This is a genomic window from Streptomyces sp. NRRL S-378 (assembly GCF_000720645.1).
In the GTDB taxonomy this organism is placed as follows: domain Bacteria; phylum Actinomycetota; class Actinomycetes; order Streptomycetales; family Streptomycetaceae; genus Streptomyces.
The window spans coordinates 171,794-197,723 of the sequence record NZ_JOBX01000010.1 but is presented as its reverse complement, the minus strand read 5'-3'; the positions used below and the strand labels follow the sequence as shown (position 1 = coordinate 197,723).

25 protein-coding genes and 1 pseudogene are annotated in these 25,930 nt (G+C 72.3%); 11 read left to right on the top strand and 15 right to left on the bottom strand.

What is annotated here, in order from left to right; genetic code table 11:
* Nucleotide 1 precedes the first annotated feature (1 nt).
* The 3 genes from xdhB to IH80_RS0109960 all read right to left on the bottom strand — a co-directional run bounded on the left by xdhB (nucleotide 2) and on the right by IH80_RS0109960 (nucleotide 5,434).
* The gene (gene xdhB, locus IH80_RS0109970) at nucleotides 2-2,428 is read right to left on the bottom strand and encodes a xanthine dehydrogenase molybdopterin binding subunit (RefSeq protein ID WP_030959345.1); all 2,427 of its coding nucleotides are present in this window, start codon (nucleotides 2,426-2,428) and stop codon (nucleotides 2-4) included.
* Complete coding sequence (locus IH80_RS0109965) at nucleotides 2,425-3,954, bottom strand: xanthine dehydrogenase small subunit (protein ID WP_030959344.1); 1,530 nt, start codon at nucleotides 3,952-3,954, stop codon at nucleotides 2,425-2,427. The genes xdhB and IH80_RS0109965 overlap by 4 nt, the downstream gene beginning before the upstream one ends.
* A 481-nt stretch (nucleotides 3,955-4,435) precedes the next feature.
* Nucleotides 4,436-5,434 carry an ArsR/SmtB family transcription factor gene (locus IH80_RS0109960; RefSeq protein ID WP_234432181.1) on the bottom strand — a complete coding sequence of 333 codons (999 nt, stop codon included), beginning with the start codon at nucleotides 5,432-5,434 and terminating at the stop codon, nucleotides 4,436-4,438.
* A 103-nt stretch (nucleotides 5,435-5,537) separates the two neighbouring features.
* On the opposite strand from IH80_RS0109960, the gene IH80_RS0109955 reads away from it, so the two are divergent.
* Together IH80_RS0109955 and IH80_RS40690 are read left to right on the top strand one after the other, a co-directional pair.
* Complete coding sequence (locus tag IH80_RS0109955) at nucleotides 5,538-6,467, top strand: oxidoreductase (protein ID WP_030959341.1); 930 nt, start codon at nucleotides 5,538-5,540, stop codon at nucleotides 6,465-6,467.
* 520 nt (nucleotides 6,468-6,987) lie between these two features.
* Nucleotides 6,988-7,356: a hypothetical protein gene (locus IH80_RS40690; protein WP_158943367.1), complete on the top strand. Its 369-nt coding sequence runs from the start codon at nucleotides 6,988-6,990 to the stop codon at nucleotides 7,354-7,356.
* A 56-nt stretch (nucleotides 7,357-7,412) separates the two neighbouring features.
* Here the strand turns inward: IH80_RS40690 and IH80_RS45815 are convergent.
* Together IH80_RS45815 and IH80_RS0109945 are read right to left on the bottom strand one after the other, a co-directional pair.
* Nucleotides 7,413-7,541 (bottom strand): annotated as a pseudogene (locus tag IH80_RS45815) (IS5/IS1182 family transposase); the annotation flags it as partial.
* A 147-nt stretch (nucleotides 7,542-7,688) separates the two neighbouring features.
* Nucleotides 7,689-8,186, bottom strand: coding sequence for a metallophosphoesterase family protein (locus IH80_RS0109945; RefSeq protein WP_030959338.1), 498 nt, complete (start codon nucleotides 8,184-8,186; stop codon nucleotides 7,689-7,691).
* A gap of 205 nt (nucleotides 8,187-8,391) precedes the next feature.
* Here IH80_RS0109945 and IH80_RS0109940 point away from each other — a divergent pair, with 205 nt between their 5' ends.
* Entirely contained in the window at nucleotides 8,392-8,601 is a 210-nt protein-coding gene (locus IH80_RS0109940; protein WP_158943365.1) for a hypothetical protein, read from the top strand.
* Complete coding sequence (locus IH80_RS0109935; RefSeq protein ID WP_158943363.1) at nucleotides 8,598-9,002, top strand: hypothetical protein; 405 nt, start codon at nucleotides 8,598-8,600, stop codon at nucleotides 9,000-9,002. The genes IH80_RS0109940 and IH80_RS0109935 overlap by 4 nt, the downstream gene beginning before the upstream one ends.
* Before the next feature lie 16 nt (nucleotides 9,003-9,018).
* Here the strand turns inward: IH80_RS0109935 and IH80_RS0109930 are convergent, their stop codons facing one another.
* On the bottom strand, nucleotides 9,019-10,410 hold the full coding sequence (locus tag IH80_RS0109930; RefSeq protein ID WP_030959334.1) for an amidase: 1,392 nt from the start codon (nucleotides 10,408-10,410) through the stop codon (nucleotides 9,019-9,021).
* Nucleotides 10,397-10,606 carry a hypothetical protein gene (locus IH80_RS0109925; RefSeq protein WP_030959328.1) on the bottom strand — a complete coding sequence of 70 codons (210 nt, stop codon included), beginning with the start codon at nucleotides 10,604-10,606 and terminating at the stop codon, nucleotides 10,397-10,399. The genes IH80_RS0109930 and IH80_RS0109925 overlap by 14 nt, the downstream gene beginning before the upstream one ends.
* Nucleotides 10,607-10,787: 181 nt before the next feature.
* Here IH80_RS0109925 and IH80_RS0109920 point away from each other — a divergent pair, with 181 nt between their 5' ends.
* Nucleotides 10,788-11,714: an MBL fold metallo-hydrolase gene (locus tag IH80_RS0109920; RefSeq protein WP_030959327.1), complete on the top strand. Its 927-nt coding sequence runs from the start codon at nucleotides 10,788-10,790 to the stop codon at nucleotides 11,712-11,714.
* Between the two features lie 46 nt (nucleotides 11,715-11,760).
* Here the strand turns inward: IH80_RS0109920 and IH80_RS0109915 are convergent, their stop codons facing one another.
* Both IH80_RS0109915 and IH80_RS0109910 read right to left on the bottom strand, forming a co-directional pair.
* Entirely contained in the window at nucleotides 11,761-12,330 is a 570-nt protein-coding gene (locus IH80_RS0109915; RefSeq protein WP_030959326.1) for a TetR/AcrR family transcriptional regulator, read from the bottom strand.
* Nucleotides 12,331-12,661: 331 nt separating this feature from the next.
* On the bottom strand, nucleotides 12,662-14,410 hold the full coding sequence (locus IH80_RS0109910; protein ID WP_078906411.1) for a SpoIIE family protein phosphatase: 1,749 nt from the start codon (nucleotides 14,408-14,410) through the stop codon (nucleotides 12,662-12,664).
* A gap of 185 nt (nucleotides 14,411-14,595) precedes the next feature.
* Here IH80_RS0109910 and IH80_RS0109905 point away from each other — a divergent pair, with 185 nt between their 5' ends.
* Both IH80_RS0109905 and IH80_RS0109900 read left to right on the top strand, forming a co-directional pair.
* Nucleotides 14,596-15,132 (top strand): cysteine hydrolase family protein, encoded by a 537-nt coding sequence (locus tag IH80_RS0109905; protein ID WP_030959320.1) that lies wholly within the window; start codon nucleotides 14,596-14,598, stop codon nucleotides 15,130-15,132.
* A gap of 205 nt (nucleotides 15,133-15,337) precedes the next feature.
* Nucleotides 15,338-15,820, top strand: a complete 483-nt coding sequence (locus tag IH80_RS0109900) for an MSMEG_6728 family protein (protein ID WP_030959319.1) — start codon at nucleotides 15,338-15,340, stop codon at nucleotides 15,818-15,820.
* A 43-nt stretch (nucleotides 15,821-15,863) separates the two neighbouring features.
* Here IH80_RS0109900 and IH80_RS0109895 read toward each other — a convergent pair whose 3' ends face one another.
* Nucleotides 15,864-16,118, bottom strand: a complete 255-nt coding sequence (locus IH80_RS0109895; RefSeq protein ID WP_051809005.1) for a DUF2945 domain-containing protein — start codon at nucleotides 16,116-16,118, stop codon at nucleotides 15,864-15,866.
* A 210-nt stretch (nucleotides 16,119-16,328) separates the two neighbouring features.
* Here IH80_RS0109895 and IH80_RS0109890 point away from each other — a divergent pair, with 210 nt between their 5' ends.
* Together IH80_RS0109890 and IH80_RS0109885 are read left to right on the top strand one after the other, a co-directional pair.
* Nucleotides 16,329-17,537: a spore photoproduct lyase family protein gene (locus IH80_RS0109890; RefSeq protein WP_030959316.1), complete on the top strand. Its 1,209-nt coding sequence runs from the start codon at nucleotides 16,329-16,331 to the stop codon at nucleotides 17,535-17,537.
* A gap of 172 nt (nucleotides 17,538-17,709) precedes the next feature.
* Nucleotides 17,710-18,903, top strand: coding sequence for a glycoside hydrolase family 64 protein (locus IH80_RS0109885; RefSeq protein WP_030959315.1), 1,194 nt, complete (start codon nucleotides 17,710-17,712; stop codon nucleotides 18,901-18,903).
* A gap of 99 nt (nucleotides 18,904-19,002) precedes the next feature.
* On the opposite strand, the gene IH80_RS0109880 is transcribed toward IH80_RS0109885, so the two are convergent.
* From IH80_RS0109880 to IH80_RS0109860, 5 genes are all read right to left on the bottom strand, one after another.
* Nucleotides 19,003-19,599 (bottom strand): hypothetical protein, encoded by a 597-nt coding sequence (locus tag IH80_RS0109880; protein ID WP_030959314.1) that lies wholly within the window; start codon nucleotides 19,597-19,599, stop codon nucleotides 19,003-19,005.
* Nucleotides 19,596-21,404, bottom strand: coding sequence for an alpha/beta hydrolase (locus IH80_RS0109875; RefSeq protein ID WP_030959313.1), 1,809 nt, complete (start codon nucleotides 21,402-21,404; stop codon nucleotides 19,596-19,598). The genes IH80_RS0109880 and IH80_RS0109875 overlap by 4 nt, the downstream gene beginning before the upstream one ends.
* Complete coding sequence (locus IH80_RS0109870; protein ID WP_030959311.1) at nucleotides 21,401-21,832, bottom strand: hypothetical protein; 432 nt, start codon at nucleotides 21,830-21,832, stop codon at nucleotides 21,401-21,403. The genes IH80_RS0109875 and IH80_RS0109870 overlap by 4 nt, the downstream gene beginning before the upstream one ends.
* Before the next feature lie 171 nt (nucleotides 21,833-22,003).
* Entirely contained in the window at nucleotides 22,004-22,333 is a 330-nt protein-coding gene (locus IH80_RS0109865) for a hypothetical protein (protein WP_063757268.1), read from the bottom strand.
* A gap of 139 nt (nucleotides 22,334-22,472) precedes the next feature.
* Complete coding sequence (locus IH80_RS0109860; RefSeq protein WP_030959307.1) at nucleotides 22,473-23,261, bottom strand: SDR family NAD(P)-dependent oxidoreductase; 789 nt, start codon at nucleotides 23,259-23,261, stop codon at nucleotides 22,473-22,475.
* Nucleotides 23,262-23,365: 104 nt separating this feature from the next.
* Between IH80_RS0109860 and IH80_RS0109855 the strand changes: the two genes are divergently transcribed.
* Both IH80_RS0109855 and IH80_RS0109850 read left to right on the top strand, forming a co-directional pair.
* A complete protein-coding gene (locus IH80_RS0109855; RefSeq protein WP_030959306.1) occupies nucleotides 23,366-23,989 on the top strand; it encodes a TetR/AcrR family transcriptional regulator in 624 nt (207 codons plus the stop codon).
* A gap of 403 nt (nucleotides 23,990-24,392) precedes the next feature.
* A complete protein-coding gene (locus IH80_RS0109850; RefSeq protein WP_030959305.1) occupies nucleotides 24,393-25,925 on the top strand; it encodes a sensor histidine kinase in 1,533 nt (510 codons plus the stop codon).
* Nucleotides 25,926-25,930: the final 5 nt, after the last annotated feature.

Genomic DNA, 25,930 nt, shown 5'->3' with positions numbered 1-25,930 from the left:
GTCAGGCATTGCTCAGCGCGCTCGCCCCGGCGCCGGCCACGCCGCCGCCCGCCTGTTCGCCGCCCGCCTGTTCGCCACGGGGCTGTCCGCCGTATGCCGCGCCGCCCCTGCGGGCCGACTCGACCGCCCAGTACACCGCCTCGGGCGTGGCGGGGGAGGCCAGTTCCACGCAGACCCCCTCGGGTCCGAAGGCCGCAGCGGCCTGCCTCAGCGCCTCCCGTACCGAGAAGGCCAGCATCAGCGGAGGCTCGCCCACCGCCTTGGATCCGTAGACCGCGCCCTCCTCCGTGGCGTTCTCCAGCAGCCGTACGTTGAACTCCTCGGGCATCTCCGAGAAGCTCGGCAACTTGTACGTGCTCGCCGCCTGGGTCAGCAGTCGGCCGCGGTGCGGTCCGTCGCCGGCGTCCCACCGCAGGTCTTCCAGGGTCAGCCAGCCCGCTCCCTGCACGAAACCGCCCTCGACCTGACCGATGTCGATCATGGGGGAGAGGCTGTCGCCGACGTCGTGCACGATGTCCACCCGCCGGATCCGGTACGCCCCGGTGAACCCGTCCACCTCCACCTCGGCCGCCGCGGCGCCGTAGGAGAAGTACTTGAACGGCGAGCCCTGGAACACTTTCGCGTCCCAGTGCAGGCCCTCGGTCCGGTAGAAGCCGGCCGCCGACAGCTGGACCCGCTGGAAGTACGCGGTGCGCACCAGGTCGTCCCAGGCCAGCTCCTCCTCGCTGCCGAGGACGCGCGCGACGCCGTCGACGATGCGCACGTCCGAGGCGTTCGCCCCCAGCCGGGTGCCGGCCACCTGGAGCAGCCGCTCGCGGATCTGCTCGCAGGCGTTCTTCACCGCCGCGCCGTTGAGGTCCGCCCCGGCGCTGGCGGCGGTGGCGGAGGTGTTGGGCACCTTGTCCGTTCGGGTCGGTGCCAGCCGCACCTTGTGCAGCGGAACGCCCAGCGTGGTCGCCGTCACCTGCAGCATCTTGGTGTGCAGGCCCTGCCCCATCTCGGTCCCGCCGTGGTTGATCAGGACCGAGCCGTCCTTGTAGACCAGCACCAACGCGCCGGCCTGGTTGAACGCAGTGAGGTTGAAGGAGATTCCGAACTTGATCCCGGTGACCGCGAGCGCCCGCTTGGTGTGCGGGTGCGCGGCGTTGAAGGCCGCGATCGCGGCCTTGCGGTCGGCGACGCGGGCATCGTCCTGGACCTGGCGCCAGACGGCCGAGATCCGTTCGGGGTGCAGGACCCGCTGACCATAGGGAGTCGAGTGGCCCTGCCGGTAGAAGTTGCGCTCGCGCAGCTCCATGGGATCCAGCCCGAGCAGCGGTGCGCACCGGCCCATGATGTCCTCGATCACCAGCATGCCCTGCGGTCCGCCGAAGCCGCGGAAAGCGGTGTTCGAGGCCTTGTTGGTTCTGGCGATACGGCCGGTGACCCGCGCGTGGGGAATCCAGTACGTGTTGTCGATGTGGCACAGGGCGCGTGCCACGACGGGCTCGGACAGGTCCAGGCTCCAGCCGCCGTCCGCGGTCAGGGTGGCCTCCAGGGCCTGGATGCGGCCGTCGTCGTCGAAGCCGATCCTCCACGCCGCGTGGAAGCCGTGGCGCTTGCCGGACATCGTCAGGTCCTGGGTCCGGTTGAGCCGGACCCGGACGGGCCGGCCGGTCAGCCTGGCCCCGAGCGCGGCGACGGCCGCGAACCCGTGGGGCTGCATCTCCTTGCCGCCGAAGCCGCCGCCCATCCGCAGGCACTGCACCGTCACCTCGTGGCTGTGCAGGCCGAGCACGTGCGCGACGATCTCCTGCGTCTCCGAGGGGTGCTGGGTGCTGCTCTGGACGAACATCTGCCCGTTCTCGTCGACGTGGGCCAGTGCGGCGTGCGTCTCGAGGTAGAAGTGCTCCTGGTCGGAGAAGTGGAACTCTCCGGTGAACACGTGCGCGGAGTCCTCGAAGCCGGCGTCGACGTCGCCCGTCACCATCACCGGCCGGGCGCCGTGGAAGCTCCCGGCCGCCATCGCCTCCTGCAGCGTGATCACGGAGGGCTTCTCGTCCAGCTCCACCTCGACGGCCGCCGCACCGAGCCGGGCCGCCTCCAGGGTCTCGGCGAGCACCCAGGCGACCGCGTGCCCGTGGAACATCACGGTGTCGGGGAACAGCGGTTCGTCGTGCTTCATCCCGGCGTCGTTGACGCCGGGCACATCGGCACCGGTCAGTACCCGGACCACACCGGGCACGGCGAGTGCGGGACCGGTGCGCAGTGCGGTGATCGTGCCGTGGGCCTTCATGACCTGGACGGGATACGCGTGCAGCACGTCCTTGGTGCGGTGGACCAGGTCGTCGGTGTAGAGGGCGGCACCGGTGACGTGCAGGCCGGCGCTCTCGTGCGGCAGCGGAAGACCGACCACGGGCTTTTCGGGACGCTGGGACAGATGGCTCATGACGACACCGCCTCGGTGGTTCGCGCGTACAGCTTCAGCAGGCTCTGGCCGAGCATCGCGGAGCGGTACCCGGCGCTCGCACGGTGATCGTCCATCGGCGTGCCCTCGGTGCTGAGCACCCGAGCGGCGGCCTCGACGCTCTCCGCCGTCCAGGGCCTGCCTTCCAGGGCGGCCTCGGTGACCAGGGCGCGGATCGGGGTCGCGGCCACGCCGCCCAGGCCGATGCGCGCCGTGCGGACGGTCCCGTCCTCGATGTCGAGGGCGAAGGCGACCGCCACGCTGGAGATGTCGTCGAAGCGCCGCTTGGCGATCTTGTAGAAGGCCGTCACGGGCGACAGCGGCCGGGGAATGCGCACCGCGCGGATCAGCTCGCCGGGTCGGCGCACGCTCTGCCGGTAGCCGGTGAAGTAGTCGCCGAGGGGGACCTCGCGCTCGCCGTCGGCGCCGGTGAGCACCAACGACGCCTCCAGCGCGAGCAGTACGGGCGGACTGTCGCCGATGGGGGAGCCGGTGCCCAGGTTGCCGCCGAGGGTGGCGCTGTTGCGGATCAGCCGGGAGGCGAACTGCGGGAACAGCTCCGCCAGCAGGGGGACTTCACCGTCAAGGCGCCGTTCGATCTCCGTGAGGGTCAGCGCCGCTCCGATCTCGATGCGGTCGGGTCCGACGTGCAGCTCCCGCAGCTCCGGCAGCCGGTCGACGGCGATCACGCAATCCGCCCTACGGGAACGGATGTTGACCTCGACACCCCAGTCGGTGCTCCCGGCGACGACCATCGCACCGGGCCGCTCGCGCAGCAGCCGCACCGCGTCGGCCAGGGTGCCCGGCCGCAGGAACGCGCCGTCGTCCCGGACGTATTGGGTGGTGACCGGTTCGGGCGGCGCCTGCTCGCGACGGCGTGCCAGAGGATCGTCCTGGGCGGGCATGCCGACGGCGAACGCGGCGTCGCGGATCGGGCGGTAGCCGGTGCAGCGGCACAGGTTTCCGCTCAGCGCGTGCAGGTCGAAACCGTTCGGTCCGTGCTCGGAGTCGCCGCCCGGGACGGTCCCGTCGCATGGGCCGGTCCCGTCGGCCCGGGCGGCCGGTTCGGCCTGGTCGGCCGGTTCGGACCGGTCGGTGTGCGCGCACCGGTCGGGCCGGTAGTACTCGGAGGCCATGCTGCAGATGAACCCCGGTGTGCAGTAACCGCATTGGGAGCCGCCGCGGACGGCCATCTCCTCCTGTACGGGGTGCAGCACGGCCGGCGCACCGGATGGGTCGGTGGTGGCGAGACCCTCGGAGGTGACGACCTCCTGGCCGTCGAGCGCCGCGACCGGCACCAGGCAGGCGTTGACGGCCACCCAGTCGGTGGGCTTCTTCACCCCGGGACGTGCCACCAGGACCGAACAGGCACCGCATTCTCCCTCGGCGCAGCCCTCCTTGGTCCCGGTCAGGCCCCGCTCGCGGAGGAAATCGAGCACCGTGGTGTGGGGTGCAGCCGGTGAAATCGGTGTTTCTTTCCCGTTGACCGTGAGCCGCGCCGCTACCACGGCACGTCCCCGTTCCGGCGCACGGTCGATCGGACTGTCCAAGTCGCCATTTCAGGAGCTTTCTCTTCCGGTGGTCGCAGCCCGGGATACGGAATACCGCAGCGCGACGCATCGGCACGCGACGACGTGCCGCAAGCGGTGACATAGATGAGAAGGTGCCGGGGCCGCGAACGGGCACGCCGACGAAGGGGCTGCTCAGCAGCCGTGTGCTACACGACCCGGAGCCCAAGCGATCTGGTGTGCGAGGCGAATCAGCGCGGAGACGGTCGACATCCGGATTTCGCCTCCTTCCAGCAGCTCACGAGCGGGTGCGGTCGAAGGTACGTTGCCGTGCCTTCACAGGTCAAGCACGGTCGGTGGATTCCATGAAAGCCGGCCACCTCGACCGGCCGGTATCCGTGGGCGCCACCAAGGGCGCCGCCCCGCGACGGCGGGGCAGGGCGCAGGCCGCACGACGCTTCGCCCCCCTGACCGCCACCCGTCACCCGTCACCCGTGGCCGAGGCGTCGAGGAGCGCCTCGGCCACGGACGTACGGGCGTACAGCACGAAACGCCCGGCCCGGTGCGCACTGACCAGCCCCGCGTCGCGCAGCGCCGTGAGGCACTGGGACACCCCGGCCGCCGACAGCCCCGTACGGCGGGCGAGTTCGGTCGTGGCGGCCGGAGAATGCAGCTCGGCCAGCAGCAAGGACCGCGTGCGGCCGAGTACGGCGGCCAGGGCGCCGCCCGAGGAGACCGGCCGGGGCTCCCACAGCGCACCGATACCGCGGGCCGGATAGGCCAGACCCGGTGGATCCGGTGGTGCCACGCGGGTGAACGGGACCGGTCCGGTGAACACCGAGGGGATCAGCAGCAGCCCGGTGCCGGCCGCCCGCCGGGACAGCGGTCCGCGCCGGTCGGCCAGCCGCAGGGCGCTGTCGTCCCAGCTCACCGAGGCGTGGAGCTCGTTGAAGAGGTGGCCCGCGCCGTGCTCGGCGACCTGCCGCGCCCGGTGGAAGACGTCGGCGTCGAGCACCGCCCTGATCCGCACCCAGTAGGGCGCCAGCGCCACTTCCCAGTAGGCGCGGATCTCCTCCACCAGCCGCTCCAGATGGCGTGGCACGTCGTCGTACAGGCCGCGGAGCGCCGGGCCGGGACGCCCCTGCTCGGCGCGCAGCCGGTCGAGCTCCCCGCAGACCCGGTCGGCGGGCGTGGCCCGGATCGCGGCGAGTTCATCCTCCAGCGTGGGGGAGGGCCCGGCGGGCGCGGGATTGAGGAAGTCGGGAACGTACCCCGAGGGCGGCACCAGTCCGGCGAGCAGACCCCGGTCGAGACCGGTGGCCGCCAGCCGCGGCCGCACCTGCGCCGTCCAGGCCCGGTGCACGGGGTGTTCGCGCCCCGACCGGAGCAGCCGCATGCTGGGCCCGACCTCCCACATCGGTGAGACCACGAAGCGCATCCGTGCCAGATCGTCCACCGAGAACGCCAGTTCCGCCCGCACCGACCGCCCCACTCGCCCACGCGCCTACGGGCCTGTCCGCCCGAGGATTCACCCATGTCCTAATCGCTGGGCCGGCAGCCTACCGGGCGCCGATGATCCGTGCATGACCTCACAGACGATCACAGCGGCAGGTACCTGGAAGCTCGGCGACCGCACGGTCAACCGGATCGGTTTCGGCGCGATGCGTCTGGCCCAGAGCGGCGAGGCCCTCGTCAGCGATGCCGTCCCGCGCGACCGCGGCCGGGCGATCGACGTACTGCGCCGCGCCGTGGATCTCGGCGTGAACCACATCGACACCGCGGCGTTCTACTTCTCCCCACTGCGCTCCGCCAACGAGCTGATCAACCGCGCCCTGGCCCCGTACCCCGATGACCTGGTGATCGCCACCAAGGTCGGGCCCGGTCGCGACCCCTCGGGTGAATGGCTGCCCCACGCCCGGCCCGAACAACTGCGCGGGCAGGTGGAGGAGAACCTCCGTCAGCTGGGCCGCGACCACCTCGACGTGGTGAACCTGCGGATCGTCGGCACCGATTCGATCGCCGAACGCTTCGGCGCGCTGGCGGAGCTCCGGCAGGCCGGCCTCGTCCGCCACCTGGGCCTGTCGAACGTCCGCCCCCACCACCTGGCCGAGGCCCGGGCCATCGCACCGGTGGTGTGCGTGCAGAACATGTACGGGATCGGCGTACAGCCCGAGCAGGACGAGTTCCTGCGGACGTGCGGCGAGCAGGGGGTCGCGTTCGTGCCGTTCTACTCGATCGCCGGTACCGGACGGCAGGCCGGGGCCCTCGGCGACGACAGCGCCGAGGTGCTGGAGGTCGCCCGGGCGCACGGGGTGAGCGCGGCGCAGGTCCGGCTGGCCTGGACGCTGCAGCGGGGACCGCACGTCCTGGCGATCCCGGGCACGGGCGACCCGGTGCACCTCGCCGCCAACGTGGCCGCCGGCGCCCTGCGGCTGTTGCCGGCCGACCTGGCCCTCCTGGACTCCGCGCACCAGGCCCGCCCGACGGCGCACACCCCTCAGGCAGGTTCGTAGAGCGGGTTGGCCGGTGGCCCGTGGTGCTGCGTCGTCATGCGCCGATCGGTGAGTCGGCTGTGGTGGTCGCTCCGTTGGCGGCACCGGAAGGGCCGTCCGGGGGAGCGGGGGTCGCAGCGAAGGCAACAACCGTGCCCCTGGAGGCGCCGTCCGCACCAGCCACGAACCCGGACTTCGGGAACACCTCGGATGGATAGCGTCCCAGGCGGGCCGGAGGCGTCCGACGTGCTGCGTCGTCCGGGCCGCTCGGACTGCGTCGTCACTGCCGCCACCTGGGATGATGTCCGTCCGAGGGTGTGCCAAGGGGAGGGCGGAGATGAGCGTGCACGGATCTGCGGGTGACGAGTCGGCCGGAGAGCGGCAGTCGAGGAGATGGGATCCGGTTGCGGTGCCCCCTCCGGAACCTGACTGGCTGCCCGCGCCCCAGTACCAGGGCGGGAATCCGAACCCCGCGCTGCAGTACGGGATGTGGGATTCGATTGCCCTCTCCCACCGGCCGATCGGTGTGCTCCCGCCACCCATGAGGGCCTATGCGGACCGGCTGATGCTGCAGGTGGAGCACAGCTGGGAGGACCTGGGTGCGGTGGACGTCGCCTCGTTCCGGCTGGGCCGCCGCCTCTTCCTCCTGAGCCAGTTCACCGAGGTGGAGGACACGGGAGTCACCGTGTGGCTCGACCGTCGGCACACCGACGACGAGGCCTGCCTCGCTCTCCTCGTGGAGACTCTGGGCGTCCCGGGCGACTGCGTCCGCGACATCACCTGGTGTCCACACGCGGTGGTCCAGTTGATGTCGCCACCTCCACCCGAAGACGGCCGGCGTCCATCGCGTTGGACGGGCCTTCTCCGGAAGCGCCGCAGGGCAGGGGGCGGTCCTACCGGCGCCTCCTAGGCGTGGCATGCTCGACTGCCCAGCGGACCGGGCCCAGCCGGAGCCGTGCGGAACGGCGCGTCCAGCAGGGGCAGCAGCTGGGTGATGTCGTGGCGATGGCCACCGGTACCGGTCAAGGTGATGGCGAGGGGGCTACCGCCTGCGTCGGTGATGACGTGGTGCTTCGCGCAGGGTCGGGTCCGGTCGTCGAGTGGCAGCCGGTCGGGATGGCGCGGACGCCGCTTACGAGCAGCTGATCGCCTGGGAGCCCGAGGAATAGCCGGTCAACCCCGCCGGCGGACGGCGCCGAGGAGGGGGATGCGGGCTGCGACCAGGCGTTCTGCCAGGTGCTCCTATGCGGTCAGCCGGTGCAGGGCGACGTCGCTCAGGGCGCCGTCCGCGACGGTGAGGCTCACATAGGTGCGGTGGGGCTGACGCCTGCGGTCGGTGGGGGAGCCGGGGTTGAGCAGCCGCAGCCCGGTCGCGGCCGTGGAGTCCCAGGGGATGTGGCTGTGGCCGAAGACCAGGACGTCCGTGTCGGGGAAGCGGGCGGCGCAGCGCCGCTCACGTCCGGCAGCCGGTCCGGTCTCGTGGACGACCGCGAACCGCAGCCCGCCCAGTTCGGCGCGGGCGATCTCGGGCAGTCGGCGGCGCAGCGCGGGCCCGTCGTTGTTGCCGTACACGGCGATCAGCCGCCGTGCCCTTGACTCCAGCAGGTCGAGGGTGGCTTCGTCGGTCCAGTCCCCGGCGTGGAGCACCACATCGGCCTCGCCGACCGCCCTCAACAGCTCCTCGGGCAGGCGCTTGGCCCGCGCGGGCACGTGCGTGTCGGAGGTCAGCAGCAGCCTCATGGTCCCACCGTAGACGCGGTGCCCCAGGCGTGTCCCGTGGCGCACCGCCCTTCGTGGCGCAGGCGCATGCGGGCCGTGGCGTGAGGTGCGTCACGGAGGTGCGGAATGTGTCCTTCCTTGTCCGTTTTCCCGCATGAACTGCCTGGTCGGAGCGGTACGTTGCTCCCCTCACAGGGATCCTCGTGATCCGTCCGACAGGAGCGCAATGAGGGTGCCCGGGTCCGTACGGCAGTTCGTCGTCGTGTACGTCCACGACCCCGCGCAGATCAAGGGGTTCTCGGTCCGCCTGACCGGGGACACCGGCGAGGGAGGCCGGCGCGTGACCATGCGCGAGCCGGACCCGGCAGAGGCTGCGGCCGCCCCCGACTGGGTTCCGAAGGCGCCCGGTGGCCTCGGCTCGAGGACACCGCGGTGAGCCGGGCCGGAAGCCGTCCTGCCGACGGGCGCCGCCCGGTGGAGCGGACGCTGCCCGCCTCCCGGCGGCTGCCCGTCGGCTGGGCCGTTGTCCTTGCCTTCGATTTCCTCGCGACGGTCCTGACGGCCCTCGTGCTGTGTGCCGTGGGGCTGCTGCTGCCCGGGATCACGGAGGACTACGGGCCCGCCACCGAGCCCACGTCGCCCAGGGCCCTGGCCTTCTTGCCGGCCGCGCTCGGGCTGGTCGCGTCACTCGGAGGGACGGCGGTCCTCCTCTCGCGGGCCGGGACCGGGCGCTCGCGCGCCCTCGCCCTGTGGCTCTCGGCCGTCCGGCTCGGGCTGGTCGTGTCCTCGGCCGCCGCCTTCGTCGTGTACGGCGTCGTCACCGTCGAGTCCGCCTGACTGACACGAGCCCGGCCTACGCCGCGGGTGCCGGGACGCGGGCGGTGCCGCTGCGTTCGTACGCGTGGCCCGCACGCAGCACCGTGGCCTCGCCGAAGGGCCTCCCCATGAGCTGCATGCCGATCGGCAGGCCCTGCGGGTCCAGGCCGACGGGAACGGTCAGTGACGGAACGCCCGTGACGTCAGCCGGGGCCGACAGTCGTACGTAGGCGTCGGAGACGCTTTCCACGGTGCCGTCGTGCCAGGTCACAGCGGTCTGCCCGGCGGCCACCGCGGTGATGGGCACGGTGGGCGCGGCGATCACGTCGACCGCGTCCATCATGTCCAGCCACGCCTGCCGCAGGAGCGTGCGTGCGCGCTGCGCGCGCAGGTGGTCCCCGGCGGTCATCAGCTCGCCCGCCTCCAGCAGGACGCGTACGTCCGCCGAGTAGAGCTCGGGCACCGCGCGCAGCGTCCGCTCGTGGTAGGCCGACGCCTCCGGCACCATCAGCCCCCAGTGGGTCGGCAGGATGTAGCGCGTCATCGGGATCTCGACGTCGACCAGGCGCGCGCCGAGCTCCGCCAGCCGGGCGATCGACCGCCGCACCGAAGCCTCGACGCCGGGGTCCACGTGGTCGAAGTAGTAGTTGCCCGGCACGCCCACCCGGAGTCCCGTCAGGTCCGTGCCGGGGCCCGGCCGGTGGTCGACCGGTGGAGCGGCCACGGAAGCCGGGTCGCGCGGGTCGTGGCCGACGATCGCCCCCAGGACCAGGGCGGCGTCCTCCACGGTCCGGGTGATGGGTCCGACGTGGTCGAGCGACCAGGACAGCGAGGTCACGCCGTGCCGGGGGACCAGTCCGTACGTGGGCTTCAGGCCGACCACGCCGTTCAGCGCGGCGGGGACGCGGATCGACCCGCCGGTGTCGGTGCCCAGTGCGAACGTGGCCGCCCGTGCGGCCACGGCCACGGCCGAACCGCCGCTGGAGCCGCCGGCCACCCGGCTGCGGTCCCAGGCGTTGGCGGTCTGAGGGGTGGTCAGTCCGTAGGCGAACTCGTGCGTGTGGGTCTTGCCGACGAACACCGCCCCGGCCGCGGAGAGCCGCGCGGCGACCGTGCTGTCGGTCGGCGCCCGGTGCCCCTCGCGTACCCGCGAGCTCGCCGAGGTGGCCGTCCCCGCCACGTCGATCAGGTCCTTCAGGGCGGCGGGAATCCCGTGGAGGGGGCCCCTGGCCCCGGCGGTGGCGATCTCGTCCGCCGCGCGCCGCGCCGCGTGCCGCGCACGGTCCGCCGCCACCGAGACGTAGGCGCCCAGGCGCGGCTGGACCTGCTCGATGCGCTCCAGCACCGAGTCCACCAGCCCGACCGGCGACAAGCGGCCGGTCCGTATCGCCTCGGAAGCTTCGGCCAGGGTCAGTTCATACGGCTGCATCGTGCTGCTCCCCTCCCGCGCGGTACGCGGCGGCCGGCGGTGTGTCCCCGAAGTCCAGTTCCCGCAGGACGGATACGACGGAGTGGATGTGCTCGGCGGTGGCTGCCACTGCCGTGAGGCGCTCCGGCGCAAGGGGGAGACCGGAGCGTGCGGCCCAGCGGGCCGCCTCGGAGGGGGTGAGTTCGTCGGCGGACATGGGTGTCCTTCCTGAACGGGCTGAGGGGGAGGGGAGGAGGGGGTGGCGGGTCGGGTGCCGGCCCGCCCCCGCTAAAAGCTAACAGGTTGCGTTAGCCGATGGCAGGGCTTAGCGTACCTAAAAGCAAATCGATCGCTTTTAGATGGCCGCTCACCCTCCGCAGATGAAGGAAGGTCTCCCCGTGTCCACAGCACCGCCCGCCGTCGCCGCCTCCTGGGCGGTCGGTTCCGTCGTCGTCCGGCGCATCGACGAGACCCCCCTGCCGCCGCAGACCGGCCCGTGGCTGCTGCCGGCCGCCGGCGCCGATGTCGTCTCCGAACAGGACTGGCTGCGGCCCGACTTCGCGGACCGGGACGGTGCCCTGCGGCTGGACAGCCACAGCTTCGCGATGGTCGTGGACGGGCTGCGCGTCGTCGTCGACACCGGCATCGGCAACGGCAAGACGCGTGCCAACCCGGCGTGGCACGACCTGCGCACCGACTACCTCGAACGCCTCGCCCGCGCGGGATTCCCGCCGGAATCGGTCGACCTGGTGCTGTTGACCCACCTCCACACCGACCACGTCGGCTGGAACACGCGCCAGGCTGGCGGGAGTTGGGTCCCGACCTTCCCCAACGCCCGCTATCTCACGGCGAAGGCGGAGTACGACTTCTGGGCCGCCTGCGACATGGACGGCGCGCGGGCGGCCATGTTCCGCGACTCGGTGCACCCGGTCGAGGAGGCGGGACTGCTCGACGTGGTGGACGTACCGGCCGGGGGCGTGACCGTGGCCGCCGGTCTGGAGCTGGTGTCGGCCCCGGGGCACACGCCCGGCCACAGCGCCGTACGGGTGACCAGTGGCGGTGCCACGGCCCTGATCACCGGGGACTGCATCCATCACCCCGTACAGCTGGCGCATCCGGAGATCGGCAGCTGCGTCGACATCGACCCCGAGCGCGCCGAGGCGACCCGCCGCGAGCTGCTCGCCTCGCTCGCCGGCACGGACGCGCTCCTCCTCGGCACGCACTTCCCCCCGCCGACCGCCGGCCGCGTGGTCGCCGACGGCGACACCTACCGGCTGGAACCCGTTCCCGGCCGGGCCGCGGCCCCCGCGTCCGCCGGAGCGTGAACCGCCGGCCCCCGGCCTCGGCCCCGACCCCGGCCGGGGCCGGCGGTCAGCGGGTCGCGGGGTCGTCCAGGAACTCCCGTACGAGCCGGTGCGCGTAGTCGGCGGTGAGGTCGCCGGGGCGGAAGAGGATCCGGTACATCATGGGCGCCACGACCCGGTCGAGGACCGTCTCGACGTCGGGAGCGTCCTCGCCGCGCTCCGCCGCCCGGGCGAGCATGACGTCGATCTGCTCCGCCGCGTACGTCGAGCAGCGCGCCGCGTTGTCGCCGTCCGGATTGCCGAGCAGGGCGTCCCGGACGTAGGTGCGGCCGACCGGGGAGGACATCTCCTCGATGAACTGCTCGGCCCAGCCGCGCAGGTCCGCCGACAGGTGGCCGTGGCTCGGCGGTGGCGTGTCCGGCCGCAGGTGTTCCACGGCGACGTCCGAGAGGAGTTCCTGCAGGTCGCCCCAGCGCCGGTAGATGGTCGACGGGGTGACGCCCGCGCGGGTCGCGACCAGCGGAACGGTCAGCTCCGAGCGGCCCACTTCCTCCTGGAGTTCGCGTACCGCGGTGTGGACGGCCTCCTGGACGCGGGCGCTGCGGCCGCCTGGGCGGACCATCGGTTTGCGGCTCATGCGAGCAGCTTAAAGCAAAGTTCTTGCTTCACGAGGCCTGAACGGAGACTAAAAGCGAATGATTTGCTTTAGATTCCTCATGCCGTGTTAGCTTACTAAAGCTAAACATTTGCTTTAAGTGAGGAGCTGTCGAAGCCCCGGCCGGGAGACGCCTGACCGCGACGGCGGCCCTCGCGACCGCCGACGGCGCGGGCGCCCTCATCGCGGCCCGCGTCCTGCAAGGACTCGCGACCGGCGCCGCGACCAGCGCGGCCGGCGCCGCCCTCGTCGCCCTGCTCGCCGCGGGCGCGCTGCTCCCGCTCGCCGTCGCCGCGCTGCGGCTCCGCGGGGGTCAGGGCGTGGCGACGCGCACCGCGAACAGGACCGCGTCGTCCAGTGCCTCCCGCGGACCGACGGCGTCCAGGAGCGCCCGGAGCAACGCGTCCAGCGGAACACCCGGGGGAGTGGCGGCGAGGCGGCGGGCGAGCCGGTCGACGTTGTCCTGGATGTTCCCGCCCCGTTCCTCCACCAGCCCGTCGGTGTACAGCAGCAGGGTGCTGCCCGGCGGCAGCGAACGGCTGTCGGTGGTGCGGGGTTCCGGCGGCAGGGCGTGGTGCAGCAGCACGTCGTGCCGGTCGAGGCTCTCCACGGTGCCGTCGGCGGTGACCAGGAGGGGAGCCGGATGGCCCGCGTTGGTCCACCGCAGGTGCCAGTGGCCGTCGGCTTCCGGCGTGAGGTGGGCGTGCACGGCGGTGCCGCTGGCCGGCAGGTCCATCCGGCGGCAGGCCCGTTCGAGCGCGCCGAGCGCCTGTTCCGGGCCCTCGCCCGGATGGTCCTGATCGGCCTGGCGCAGCATGCTGCGTACCTGGCCCATGAGGGCCGCGGCCCTCATGTCGTGGCCGGTGATGTCCCCGACGGTGAGCGCCAGCGCACCCGCGCCGCGCGTGCCCGCGGCCGCACGCGGTACCTGCGGCAGGGGGTAGGCGTCGTACCAGTCCCCGCCGACCATGTCGTCCTGCGCGGCCGGCCGGTACAGGGCGGACAGCTCCAGACCGGGTACGTCGGGGAGGTCGGTGAGCATGGCCAGCTGGAGCCGGCGGGCGACGGTGATGCGCTCGTCGAGGTGGAGCGCCCGCTCGACGGCCTGGGCGGTGTAGCCGGCCAGCGTGGTCAGCACCGCACGCTCGTCCACGCCGATTCCGTACGCGGCGTCCCACCCCAGGACCAGGGCCCCGAGGGTGCCGTGCGTACCGCGCAGGGGCAGACAGGCGGCGGTCACGAGGTCGCGGGAGGCGAACGCCGGCGTGGCCGGGGGAACGGCGACCGCATCGGCACCGCCCTCCTCCGACGGTCCGTCGACCACGATCATCCGGTTCTCGCGCACCGTACGCGCGACCGGCCAGTGCGAAACGAGGGCGAAGGGCTCGGCGGCGCCGTTCTCGGGCGGGGCGCCGTCGACGGGACTCATGACGGGGTGGAGCATCCCCTGCCGCACCAGGACCAGGTCGATGCAGGCCGGCTTGAGGTCCCCGCTGACCAGGTCCCCGACCCGCTGGCGGACGTCGTCCAGGCTGCTGGTGTCGGCGAGGTCCTCGGACGCCCGCAGGAGCAGTTCCGAGCGGTTGAGCAGCTCGTGCACCCGGGTCGCATCGCCTTCCGCCGCCTGCGCCGCGTCCTCCGCGGCCTGGGCAGCGTCCTCCGCCGCCTCGCTCGCCCGGCGGACCGTCGCGGAGCGCTTCCGCATCCGCATCTGCGCACTGCAGGCCGCGGCGAGGTCCGACAGGTCCCGCAGGTCGTCCTCGCCCCACGCCCGCAGAACGTGGTCCGTGACCGCGAGGACCCCCAGCGACTCGCCGGAACCGCCCACCAGGGGGACCCCGGCGAAGGCGAAGCCCCCACTCTCGTCCTCGGCGTGCGACAGGAACCGGGGCCGCCCCTCCTCCGCGACCCGCCGACAGCAGGCCAGCACGGCCGGATCGGGGCTCGTCCCGATCGGCCAGCACTCCGACACCGCCTCCGCGGTCTCACCTGCCGGCCCCAGCCACACGAGTCCCAGCGGAGCCGCCAGAAGACGCGTGGCGAGCCGGGCGAAACGATTCAACCCGCTTCCTCTCGTGCCGGGTCCACCGGGCCGCACCTGCACGTGCGATCCCTCCCATGCTAGGCGGGCGGACGGCGACGCCCCCACCCGAGCTGCCCCGCCCCGACCTGCGGGGAGGCGGCCGCGGCAGGCCGCGTACGGCCCGCGGAAGGCGCACCGGCGGGTGATCTGGGAGCGTGGTGGGCATGGCGAAGACCGCTCTCGTCGTCATCGACATGCTCAACACCTACGAGCATCAGGACGCGGACCTGCTCGTCCCCTCCGTCACGCGCACGCTGCCCGCGGTGGTGCAGCTGTTGGAGCGGGCCCGCGAGCGGGGCGTTCCGGTGATCTACGTCAATGACAACTTCGGCAGGTGGCGCTCCCACCACGGCGAGATCGTGGACGCCGCGCTGTCCGGCCCCCACGCGGGGCTGGTGGGACCGGTGGTGCCCGACGAAACCTCGTACTTCATCGTCAAGGCGCGCCACTCCGTCTTCTACGAGACGCCGCTCGCCTACCTGCTGGGCATGCTGGACGTCACCCACCTCGTCCTGTGCGGCCAGGTCACGGAGCAGTGCGTGCTGTACTCCGCCCTGGACGCGCACATCCGCCACCTCTCCGTCACCGTCGCCCGCGACGCCGTGGCCCACATCCACGAGGACCTGGCCGAGGCCGCCCTGCGCATGATGGAGACCAACATGGGCGCCCGTGTCCTGCCCGCCGCGCAGGCCCTGCGCTGAGCGGCCCGACCGACGGCGGGACTTCCGTCGTCCGCCTCCACGGCGACCTGGTCCGGCCCGACCCGCCGGTGACGTCCTGCGGTACCTGCCCCCCCGGGGTCGACCCGGGCATGGTCGTACCGGACGCGTCGACACCGACGCCAGGAGCGTTCGGGTCGCCGGCGGGAGGTGGCCCGCGGAGGCGATGAGACGCCGAGGAGGTTCCGTGCAGACGTTCCTTCCGTTCCCCTCCTTCCAGGACTCGGCAGCGGTGCTCGACGCCCGGCGGCTCGGCAAACAGCGCGTCGAGACCCTCCAGGTACTGCGCGGGCTGATCGTCCCCGGCTACGGCTGGCGCAGGCATCCGGCCGTACGCATGTGGGCCGGCTACGAGGAGGCCCTCGTTCGGTACGGACTGGAGGTCTGCCGGACCTGGACCGCCGAGGGGCGCGCCGACACCTGCGCCGTCACCCTGCTCCAGGATTTCCGGGCATGGCTGCCGGGCGGCGAGCCGAGGACGCAGCCGCAGCTGGCCGCCGACGGCGACCTCCCGCCGTGGCTCGGCGCCCCCGACTTCCACCGCAGCCACCAGTCCGCCCTGGTGCGCAAGGACCCGGACTACTACCGCCCGCACTTCCCCGAGGTCGAGGACGACCTGTCGTACGTCTGGCCCGCCTCCGACCGCGACACCGCCCCCCGCCCGCCGTGAGCGTCGACCACCGCCGGGGCGGTCCTTCCGGAGGGACCGGGCGTCAGCCGGAGCCGCCGCCCTTCCTCCGCAGGGCGTCCGGCTTGTGCACGGCCGGCCGGCCGGACGCCTCGCTCTCCACTTCGTACTGGGGCTCCTCGGACGAGGCGTCGACGGTGCGGCCCGCGGCCCGCGTGCGTTTCGTGATCTTCTTCTTCACCTTGCCCTTGACCTCGTGGCCGTGGCTCTTCCACGAGACCTCGTCCCCCCGGCTCAGGCCCTCGCCACCCTTGCCGTCCTTGACGTGCTTGCCGTCCATCGCGCTCCCTTCGGGGCGGGCCGGCCGCCGTCCGGCGGCACGGCCTCGTCCCAGCCTCGGGCAGCCGTACACCTCGCGCACCTCCTGGCCACGCCCCTGCGGCCGGCGCCGCCGCTCGCCGCTCGCCTACAGTGGAAGGTCCCTCTCCCGCGGGGTGCCCCGTGGGACCGCGCCCCCAGGGCCGGAGTCGAGATCCCGCAGGAGACCACCATGCGAGCCCAGCCGCCCGCGGGCCGACCGGGCGACGGCGCAGACGCCCTGTCCGGTCCGGACGCCCTGTTCGGCCTGGAGGACATCGACACGGGCCGGACGCCACGGGCGCGCGAGGGCGCCGGCCCGATGTTCCGGGACTCCCCGGACGCGCGCCGGATGCTGTCCGTACGGACGGTTTTCGCCGAGCCCGCGGCCGCGGCCTCCCCGCGCGGCCGGCAGGTCCTCGCCCGGTACCCCGATGCCGAGATCGTCCCCGTCGACTCGCACTGGCGGATCCCGGACCTCCACGGCGACGAGGGGAACGTCGACCGCTGGGTCCGGATCAAGACCGAAACCCTGGTCCTGGGGGAGAAGAAGACGCTCACCACCCGGCCCAACGGTCGCTCCGCGGACTGGATCGCCCCGGGCCCCTCCAACGGCTGTGCCATGGCCTGCGCCTACTGCTACGTCCCGCGCCGCAAGGGATACGCCAACCCGATCACCGTCTTCACCAACATCGAGCGCACCATCGCCCACCTCTCCCGGCACATCGCGCGCCTCGGCCCCAAGCCCGAGCCCAACCAGTGCGATCCGGCCGCCTGGGTCTACGACATCGGCGAGAACGGCGACTGCTCCGTCGACGCACTGATCAGTGACAACGTGGCCGACCTGGTGGACGCCTTCGCGAAGTGGCCCACCGCCAAGGCGTCCTTCGCCACCAAGTTCGTCAACCCCGACCTGCTCCTGCTCCAGCCCCGAGGCCGCACCCGCGTGCGGTTCTCGCTGATGCCGCAGAGCGACTCCAGGCTGCTCGACATCCGCACCAGCCCGGTGGCGGGCCGCATCGCCGTGGCAGGGGACTTCCTGGACGCGGGCTACGAGGTGCACTTCAACCTCTCGCCGGTCGTCCTGCGTCCCGGCTGGGAGCGCGACTGGGCCCTCCTGCTGCGGCACATGGACGACGTGCTGCCCGCCCGGGTGAAGCAGCAGGCGGCGGCCGAGGTGATCATGCTGACGCACAATCAGGCCCTGCACGAGCTGAACCTGGACTGGCACCCACGTGCGGAGGACGTCCTGTGGCGGCCGGGCCTCCAGCAGCCGAAGCGTTCGGAGAACGGCAGTTGGAACGTTCGCTACCGGCACGACGTGAAGGCCGGGGCCGTCGCGACGATGCGCGAGCTGGTCGCCGCCCACGCGCCCTGGCTGAGGATCCGGTACGCCTTTTGACGCTGGGTCCGACCCTGCCTTCGGTTTTTGGCTCCTTGCACACGGCTGTGTCCAGAGTATTGACATAAGTTGAACACAATCGGACGCTGAGAGCGCTCTCACGCTTCACTACATCGATCTGCGCCTCGCCATGTCCTGTCACGGGCGGCAGGTCCCCCCACACGCAAGGAGGATGAGAGTGTTCCGCTTGTCGAAAGTGCTGGCTTTCGGCGTCTCGGCCCTGTTCGTCGGAGCCGGTCTGACGTTCTTCGGCCTGCCGCCGTCCGCCGAGGCCGTACCGGCGACCATCCCGCTCACCATCAAGAACAACTCGGGGCGCAGCGAGCCCGTGTACGTGTACAACCTGGGCACCCTGCTCGCGACGGGGCAGCAGGGCTGGGCCGACGCCAACGGCACGTTCCACCCCTGGCCCGCGGGAGGCAATCCGCCCACCCCCGCTCCCGACGCGTCCATCGCGGGCCCGGCCAACGGGCAGACCAAGACGATCCGGATGCCCAAGTTCTCCGGACGCGTCTACTTCTCCGTCGGAAAGAAGCTCGTTTTCAAGCTCGCCAGCGGCGGCCTGGTGCAGCCCGCCGTGCAGAACCCCTCCGATCCGAACCACGACATCCTGTTCAACTGGTCCGAGTACACGCTCAACGACTCCGGCCTGTGGATCAACAGCACCCAGGTGGACATGTTCTCGGCGCCGTACGCGGTCGGCGCGAAGGCGCCCGACGGCACGGTCAGGAGCACCGGCCGGCTCAAGGCCGGCGGGTACGACGCCGTCTTCGGCGGCCTGCGTTCGGCCGGCTGGGGAGGCCTGATCCAGCGCCGCCCGGACGGCACTGTGCTGAGAGCGCTGTCGCCCGGCCACGGCATCGAGGCCGGCGGGATCCCGCCCGGCGCGATGAACGACTACATCAACCGCGTCTGGAGCAAGTACAGCTCCTCCACCCTCACCGTGACGCCGTTCGCGAACCAGCCGAACACCAAGTACTACGGCCGGGTGTCGGGCAACGTCATGAACTTCACCAACGGCTCGGGAGCGGTGGTCACCAGCTTCCAGAAGCCCGACTCCGACAGCGTCTTCGGCTGTTACAAGCTGCTGGACGCGCCCAACGACAACGTCCGCGGCCCGATCTCCCGGACCTTGTGCGCGGGCTTCAACCGCTCGACGCTCCTGACGAACCCGAACCAGCCCGACGCGAACGGCTCCGGCTTCTACAAGGACGCCGTCACCAACCACTACTCCCGCCTCATCCACGCCCAGATGGCCGACGGCAAGGCGTACGGCTTCGCCTTCGACGACGTCGGCGCCCACGAGTCGCTGGTGCACGAGGGCGACCCCAGGGAAGCCTTCATGACGCTGGAACCGTTCAACTGATGACAGCAGGACGGGCGTGGCCGGAGCCGCGCCCGTCCCGGCCCGGCGGCCTGCTCGTACGGACAGTGTCCGTACGAGCAGGCCGCCGGGCGGCGGCGTTCACGGCGAGGGCGTGGTGCCCGGCACCGGGGTCTCGGCGGACCAGAAGTCGGAGCGGACATTGGGGGTGGGGATGGCGGTTTCGCCTTCGTACGTGGCGCCGTTCGCCACCTTCGTGGGCGCGGCCACCTTCGAGTTCTTGACGCAGGGGCTGGTGACCTCGAAGAAGGCCTGGCCCTGGTGGCCGAAGAGCACGCTGATGCCGAAACCGTCCGGGGACGTGGCGTAGATCGCCGGCATGTCCTTGCTCGGATTCACCGTCTTGATCCGGTAACCGCTGGCCTTCCAGAACCCCTCGACCACTCCGAGGAAGTTGCCGCGGCGCTGCGGGGAGACGATCGTCATGACGGTCCAGTACCGCGTCACGTCGCAGCTGCCGGTCGTCGTGGTGTCGTGGACCCACTCGATCTCCGGCTTGATCGCCCCGACCGTCGCGTAGAGCATCGCGTCGGCGCGCTCCGCCGCTCCCTGCATGTCCATGCCTGCCACTGTCCCTCGTTCGTCCTTGGTGCCGCCGGTCGGCCCGCATCCGGCGAGCAGCGCGCCGGCCACGGCCATCGCACAGGCCAGGCGAATGGTCCGCGTGATGCGCTTCATCGATGCTTCTCCCTCACGATGTTCTCAGGGTGGCCGGCGACGATGGCGGCGATGTTGTCCGCCGACACCTGGTCCTTCTCCGGGGTGAAGTACTGGGAGTGGGCGTCGAACCCCCCGCCGTCCATGACCATCCTCGGCCCGTCGTCGACCAGGAAGCGCTGTGCGCCGAAGGCCTTGCTCGCCGGGTCCTTGCCGAAGTACACGTCGTCGTTGTCGTCGTCGAAGAGGTCACGTCCGACCGCGACCCCCACCGGGCCTCCCAGCAACCAGCCGAGCGCCGCCTCGTCCTTCGAGGGCAGGTGGGTGACCGGGTCGTTGTCGGCGGCGCCGACGAACACGTGCTCCTTGCCGACGCCGAGCTCGGTCGCCTTCTGCGCGTCCACGCCGGGGCTGCCGAGCAGGATCACGTCGTCGACGCCGGGGATGCCGCCGGACTGCTTCGCCGCCGTGCCCACGGTGAGCGAGCCGTAGGAGTGCCCGATCGCCGTCACGTGCGGGTCGGCGTTCTGGTTCGTCGCCGACAGGCCCGCCATGAACTGGTTGTACGCCGGGGCGCCCCGCTGCGCATCGCCCCGCGTCATCACGTCCACGTTCTGCGGGGCGTCGTAGCCCAGCCAGACGATCGAGGCGCTGGACGGGTCCACGCGCTGGGCGCCCTTGGCCGTGTCCTGGGCCCGCTTCATCGTGTCCGTGACGAACTCGTCGTTGAGCCTGGTCGAGAGACCGGGGACGTACGCGGAGACGTTCTTGGACGTGTCGGGGTTGCCGTACGAGACGATCGCGCGCCCGTTGCCCTCGTCCCCGATGCCCAGGAGGAACATGGGCGGGCGGCTCGGTTCTCCCAGCTTGTCCTGGATCATGCGGAGCGCGCTGAGCTTCGTCTCCGCGTCGTCGCCCCCCCGGCGCGCCAGGTCGTCGATGAGGACCGGCAGGTAGTTGCGGTTCGCCTCGTCGCGGGCCACCGCCGGGATGCCGTCCAGGCTGCCGACCAGGTCCGGCGCGATTTCGAGGTACTCCTGGCGCTGTTCGTCGGTCAGGCCGTCCCACCACTTCTTCCGCTCGGCGGGGCTCTTGTCCTCCGGGACGTTCTCGCCGAGGTACATGCCGGCGGTGGAGCGGACGTCGGAGGTGTCCCGGGCGACGTCCCTCAGCGTGGCCTCGGTGACGTCGAGGCCCTTCTCCGCCTTCAGGCCGGCGAGGGTCTTCGCGTACCGGGCGTCGATCTCGCCCGCGGACCGTACGGCCCGGGCGACACGGTCGGCGACGTCCTGCGCCTTCGCCGCGTTCGGGTTCAGCGGCTTGAGGCCCGTGTAGCCGGGGTACAGCGGCGATTGGCCCTGCTGGCCGAAGCCCGGCGGTTCCAGCGGGAGGCGGGCGCTGCCCTGGACCTTGCTGCCCGGCGCCTCCTTCTTCGCGCCGGTCAGGTCCTCGATCTCGGCGGCGGGGTAGCTGACGGACCCGTCGTCGTGGACGGTGAAGTTCAGGGCGGCGGCGTCCGCGAGGGCCTGCTTCAACTGGTTCTGAGGCTCCGTCAGATCGCTGGCGAGCCCGTTGAGCGCCGTACGGACCAGGCCGCACTCGCTGTGCAGGTACTGGAAGTTGCGGCTGAGGCGCTGGAGTCTGCCGAGGGCCGCCTCCGCCGACTCGCTCTGCTGGGTCTCACGGAGTTTCGCGGACATCGCGCGGTCGACCCGTACGCGGTCGGAGTCCGCGCGGTCGGAGACCTCGTGCCACTTGTCGCCCGCGTCCGTGAACTCGGAGGTCTTGAGGTCGCGCAGCTGCTTCCAGGTGAGGGTTCCGGTCATCGCTTCTCGTCCGCCTTGGATCCGCCGTCGACGCCCTTGAACGACGCGTCGACCGCGGCATCCGTCTCGCCCATCTCCTTGGCGACCTTCAGCAGCGTCCCCTTGAGCTGCTCGCACTCGTCCCGCACCGACTTCAGGCGCTCCTCCCAGGACGTCAGGACGCTTTTGAGCGCCGCGACGGAGCTGAGGCCGGCGGCTCCCGTCTCGATGCCCTCGTGGCCGGGGCCCAGCGCCGCGCGGCTCGTCTCGGTGTTGGTGCGCAGCTCGCCGGCGGTACCGGAGGCGCTGGTCCAAGGACCCTTGGTGTGCTGGAGGGTTCCGGTCCCGCCCCCACCCGTCCCGGGGTCGGGGGCCGCCGAGGCGAGCCTCAACGCAGGCCCGTCGTCGGCCGGTCCGAACAGCTCCTGCCAGCGCTCCGAATAGGACACGGCTCCCCCGTCTACGTCTGTGTTCCGTTTCCGCGCCCGCAGAGACTAACGCAGGTCGCGCACGTGTGTGCGATCGGGAACGGAGTGCGCGCACGAGGCGTGTACAAGGGGGTGGATGACGGTGGAAAGCGACCGCCTCCGGCCGGTCCGCCGCTCGGCGACGTGCGGCGGTCAGTGGTCGTGCCGTGCGCCGTGTTCCAGCGACCGGGGGCGGGCCGAGTCGGCCTCGTGGCCGAAGAGGGGCAGGGGCAACTGTCCGCCGGGCCCCGTCGCCGTGAGGGGAATGCCGAGGCTCTGGCACATCCGCCGGGCCCGGGCCAGGGCGCTGAAGGTCATGGGGGAGGGGGAACGGCTCGGCAGCTCGACGGTGACCTGTGCGGGGCGGTGCGCGTGGACGAGGGATTCGATCTGCAGGGCGGCCGCGGCCCGGTCGGTGACGTGCAGTTCGTGCAGGATCCTCACCTGCAGCGTGCCGTCGGCGAGGTGGTGACTGATGACCATGCCGGGCCTCCCCGCGGCCGCCGGGATCCGGGCGTCCCGCCGTCGGGGGCCCGGACACCAGTGTGCGGCAACCGGCCCGCCCGGACGAGTCGGACGTGTCGGACGTGTCGGGGCGGCCGGTGATCCCCCGGCCGGCCCGTCACGCCTTGAGGGCCCGCCCCGCGACCGTCAGGGCCAGGCGGCGGGGGGCCAGCGTGGACGCCGTGGCCGAGAGCCGGTTGCCGAGGCCGACGACGATGCTGGGCGGCGTCCTGTCGCGCTCCAGCGCACGCCGGGTCGCCGTGACGACCTCCTCCGGGGTGGCCATCCGCCCGACGGCGGCGTCCCGGCTGCCGACGACGTCGAAGAACTCCGTACGGACCGGGCCGGGCGAGACGGCGAGCACCCGCAGCGAGGAGGAGCGCGTCTCGTACGCGACGGCCTCGGTGAAGCTCAGGACGAAGGCCTTGGTGGCCCCGTAGACCGCCATCGCCGGGGTCGGCTGGTAGGCGGCCGCGCTGGCGACGGTGACGAGGGCGCCCCCGCCGCCGGCCATCAGGTCCGGCAGGAACTGCCTGGTCAGCTCCGTCAGCGCGGTCACGTTGAGCTGGATCATCTCGCTGATTCGTGTGGGGTCCTGGTCCGCGAAGGGGCCGTGGCTGCCGAAGCCGGCGTTGTTGATCAGAGTGTGCACGGTGAGTCCGAGTCCATCGAGTTCCGCGTGCAGCGCGGCCGCGGCACCCGGCCGGGCGAGGTCGGCGGCGACCACGATGGCCTGCACCCCGTAGCGGCGCCGGAGGTCGGCCGCCACCTCCTCCAGCCGCTCGACGCGGCGGGCGACGAGGACGACGTCGGCTCCGCGCTCCGCCCACTGCCGGGCGAATTCGACGCCGAGTCCGGCGCTCGCCCCGGTGATCAGGGCTGTGGTTCCGCGGTATGCCATAGACATGGTCGGCGCTCCGTTCCGGTGTTCCGGCCGAGATGGACGATAATTCGAATGTAGACAGAGCAAACATTGTTGTCAATGACAACATCGAACGAGGGGAGGCCGCCTTGGCCGACGCCGATTCGCCCTACCACCACGGCAACCTCCGAGAGGCCCTGCTGGCGCGCGCGGAAGCCGTCCTCGCGACGACGGGGGCCGACAGCCTGTCCCTCCGCGCCCTCGCGCGGGACCTCGGCGTCAGCCACGCGGCGCCGGGCCGCCACTTCCGCGACCGGCAGGCGCTGCTCGACGCACTCGCCGTGGGCGGCTTCACCCGCCTCAACGAGGGCCTGCGGGCCGCCGTCGAGGAGCCCGGCCCCGTCACCGCCCGGCTCGCCGGCATGGGGCGGGCCTACATCGACTTCGCCGTGGCGAACGCCCCGCTGCTCAGCCTGATGTTCACGGTCAAGCACGCCGACGACTCCAGCGCCGAACTGCGCGAACTCGGCCACCAGAGCCTGCGGATCGCCGCCGGGCTCATCGCCCGGGCCCAGCAGGAGGGCGTCGTACGGGCGGGCGAGCCGGACCGCCTCGCCCAGGTCGCCTTCTCCACCGTGCACGGCCTCGCGGCCCTGGCCGTCGGCTCCCTGCTGGAGGACACCCCGCTGGCCGAGGCGACCGACCTCGCCCTCGACGTCCTGCTCACCGGCCTCGCCGCCCCTCGCGGTGGCGCGGCGCGTCCGGGCGCCTGACCCCTCGAACCGCGACACCTGCGGCGCCGCCCCATCGCCCACCAGGCACGAGCTCGTCAGGGGTGTCCCGCCGGTCATGCCGGGCGCGCGGGCCCCGGCCCGACCTAGCGCATTTCCGTCGGGGGCGCCACCTCGCGGCCGGGCGGCGCGGCCGCCGCCGGAGGCGGCCCGGGGGTGAACGCCCGTGCCGCCGCGGCCCCGGCGGGCCGTCGACCTCCCCTTACTCCGCCGCCCGCCGAGGGCCGTCCGCCGCCGGGGCCGGAATTCGTCGCCATTGATGGCGCATAACGGTTCCTCCGGTCCGATGAACTCCAACAAAAGCGCCCGTGCGGGCAGTTGGGCGTCGTTATGCTCCCGCCCACCGGTCAGAAGGTCACCCTTTTCCGATAATTCGAGGACGCCGATGGAGCAAAGAGACATTCCACCCGAAACGGCCCGCCCGGAGGTGGGAGCGGGCCGGGCGCTGCCCGCGGTCGCCTCCCTGGCCGCCGTCTGCCTGGTCGGGGCGCTTGTTTCCTCCTCCGAGCCGGTCGGCACCGTCCTGATCGCCGCGGGCGCCCTGTGCACCGCCGCCGTGTTCGTCGAAGCCCTGCGGCGCGGCCGCGCGCTCGCCGACCGGACCGCCCGGATCGCCGCGCTCCAGCACACCCTGGCCCGCCAGGAGACCGAGGCGACCCGCCTGTCCGCCGTGGTGCTCCCCGAGGCCATCGACCGGCTGCGCCGCGGCGAGCTGGCCGAGGAGGTGCTCACCTCCCTGGGCGGCCGCGCCGGGCCGGGCAACCGCTGGGGCAACGACGCCGCCCTCACCCCCCGCTTCCGGGCCGCGCTGCAAGCCGTACTGGCCCACGCCGTCGACGCCGTCGACAACGAGGAGAGCCTGCGCGACTCGGCGCAGCGCGCCTTCGTCAACGTCGCCCGCCGCGTGCAGGCGATCGTCCACCAGCAGGCGCACGAGATGCGTGAGATGGAGGACCGGCACGGCCGCAACCCGGACGTGTTCGGCGACCTCCTGCGCCTGGACCACGGCACCGCCCTCATCGGCAGGCTCGCCGACTCCATCTCCGTCCTCGGCGGTGCGCGCCCCGGCCGCCAGTGGAGCAGGGCCGTCACCCTCTACAGCGTGATGCGCGGCGCGATGTCGCGGATCATCGACTACCAGCGGGTGGAACTCCACTCGGTCTCCGAGGTCGCCGTCGTCGGCCCGGTCGTCGAGCCGCTGATCCACACCCTCGCGGAGCTGCTCGACAACGCCACCCGCTACTCCCCGCCGCACACCCGGGTCCACCTCACCGCCGTCGAGGTGCAGTCGGGCATCGCCGTGGAGATCGAGGACGGCGGCCTGAGCATGAGCGAGGAGGCCCGCGCACGCGCCGAGAAGATGCTCGCGCAGGCCCAGTCCGGCATCGACCTCAACGACCTCGGCGAGACACCGCGGCTGGGCCTGGCGGTCGTCGGCCGGCTGGCGCAGGCGTACGGGTTCCAGGTGTCCCTGCGCTCCTCCGCGTACGGCGGTGTCCGCGCCGTGGTCATCGTGCCGCAGCACCTGATCACCACCGCCTCCGCGGCGACCGGCCTCGCCCACGGCATCGGCTCCTCCTCCGGGCCCAGGGCGGTGTCCGCCACACCGCGCGAACACCCCGTCGACGCCACGTCGGCCGGTGTGTCCGTGCCCCGGCCCGCGCCGGCTCCGGCGCCCGGGCCGATGCCCGCCGCCGGCGGGCCGACCACCGAACGTACCGCGACCGGCCTGCCGCAGCGGCGCCGGAAGGACCGTGTCACCACCTCCGACGTCCGGCCGGCCGCGAGGCCGCAGCCGGCGGACGACAACGGCCCCGGAATGTGGCTGGAGGCGTTCCACAGCGGCCTGTCGGGTGAGCCCGGCAAGGACGCGCCGGGCGCCCAGGACGCGTCGGATTCAGCGACCAAAGGGGCGTAAACAGT

What these genes read in the sequence shown, in the direction of transcription:
- IH80_RS40690 (WP_158943367.1), top strand. Translation starts at nt 6,988, where the DNA reads ATGAGGGCCTATGCGGACCGGCTGATGCTGCAGGTGGAGCACAGCTGG.
- xdhB (WP_030959345.1), bottom strand. Translation starts at nt 2,428, where the DNA reads ATGAGCCATCTGTCCCAGCGTCCCGAAAAGCCCGTGGTCGGTCTTCCG.
- IH80_RS0109880 (WP_030959314.1), bottom strand. Translation starts at nt 19,599, where the DNA reads ATGAAGCGCATCACGCGGACCATTCGCCTGGCCTGTGCGATGGCCGTG.
- IH80_RS0109945 (WP_030959338.1), bottom strand. Translation starts at nt 8,186, where the DNA reads ATGAGGCTGCTGCTGACCTCCGACACGCACGTGCCCGCGCGGGCCAAG.
- IH80_RS0109915 (WP_030959326.1), bottom strand. Translation starts at nt 12,330, where the DNA reads ATGAGCCGCAAACCGATGGTCCGCCCAGGCGGCCGCAGCGCCCGCGTC.
- IH80_RS0109940 (WP_158943365.1), top strand. Translation starts at nt 8,392, where the DNA reads ATGAGGGTGCCCGGGTCCGTACGGCAGTTCGTCGTCGTGTACGTCCAC.
- IH80_RS0109930 (WP_030959334.1), bottom strand. Translation starts at nt 10,410, where the DNA reads ATGCAGCCGTATGAACTGACCCTGGCCGAAGCTTCCGAGGCGATACGG.
- IH80_RS0109875 (WP_030959313.1), bottom strand. Translation starts at nt 21,404, where the DNA reads ATGACCGGAACCCTCACCTGGAAGCAGCTGCGCGACCTCAAGACCTCC.
- IH80_RS0109895 (WP_051809005.1), bottom strand. Translation starts at nt 16,118, where the DNA reads ATGGACGGCAAGCACGTCAAGGACGGCAAGGGTGGCGAGGGCCTGAGC.
- IH80_RS0109885 (WP_030959315.1), top strand. Translation starts at nt 17,710, where the DNA reads ATGAGAGTGTTCCGCTTGTCGAAAGTGCTGGCTTTCGGCGTCTCGGCC.
- IH80_RS0109905 (WP_030959320.1), top strand. Translation starts at nt 14,596, where the DNA reads ATGGCGAAGACCGCTCTCGTCGTCATCGACATGCTCAACACCTACGAG.
- IH80_RS0109865 (WP_063757268.1), bottom strand. Translation starts at nt 22,333, where the DNA reads ATGGTCATCAGTCACCACCTCGCCGACGGCACGCTGCAGGTGAGGATC.
- IH80_RS0109890 (WP_030959316.1), top strand. Translation starts at nt 16,329, where the DNA reads ATGCGAGCCCAGCCGCCCGCGGGCCGACCGGGCGACGGCGCAGACGCC.
- IH80_RS0109925 (WP_030959328.1), bottom strand. Translation starts at nt 10,606, where the DNA reads ATGTCCGCCGACGAACTCACCCCCTCCGAGGCGGCCCGCTGGGCCGCA.
- IH80_RS0109955 (WP_030959341.1), top strand. Translation starts at nt 5,538, where the DNA reads ATGACCTCACAGACGATCACAGCGGCAGGTACCTGGAAGCTCGGCGAC.
- IH80_RS0109850 (WP_030959305.1), top strand. Translation starts at nt 24,393, where the DNA reads ATGGAGCAAAGAGACATTCCACCCGAAACGGCCCGCCCGGAGGTGGGA.
- IH80_RS0109860 (WP_030959307.1), bottom strand. Translation starts at nt 23,261, where the DNA reads ATGTCTATGGCATACCGCGGAACCACAGCCCTGATCACCGGGGCGAGC.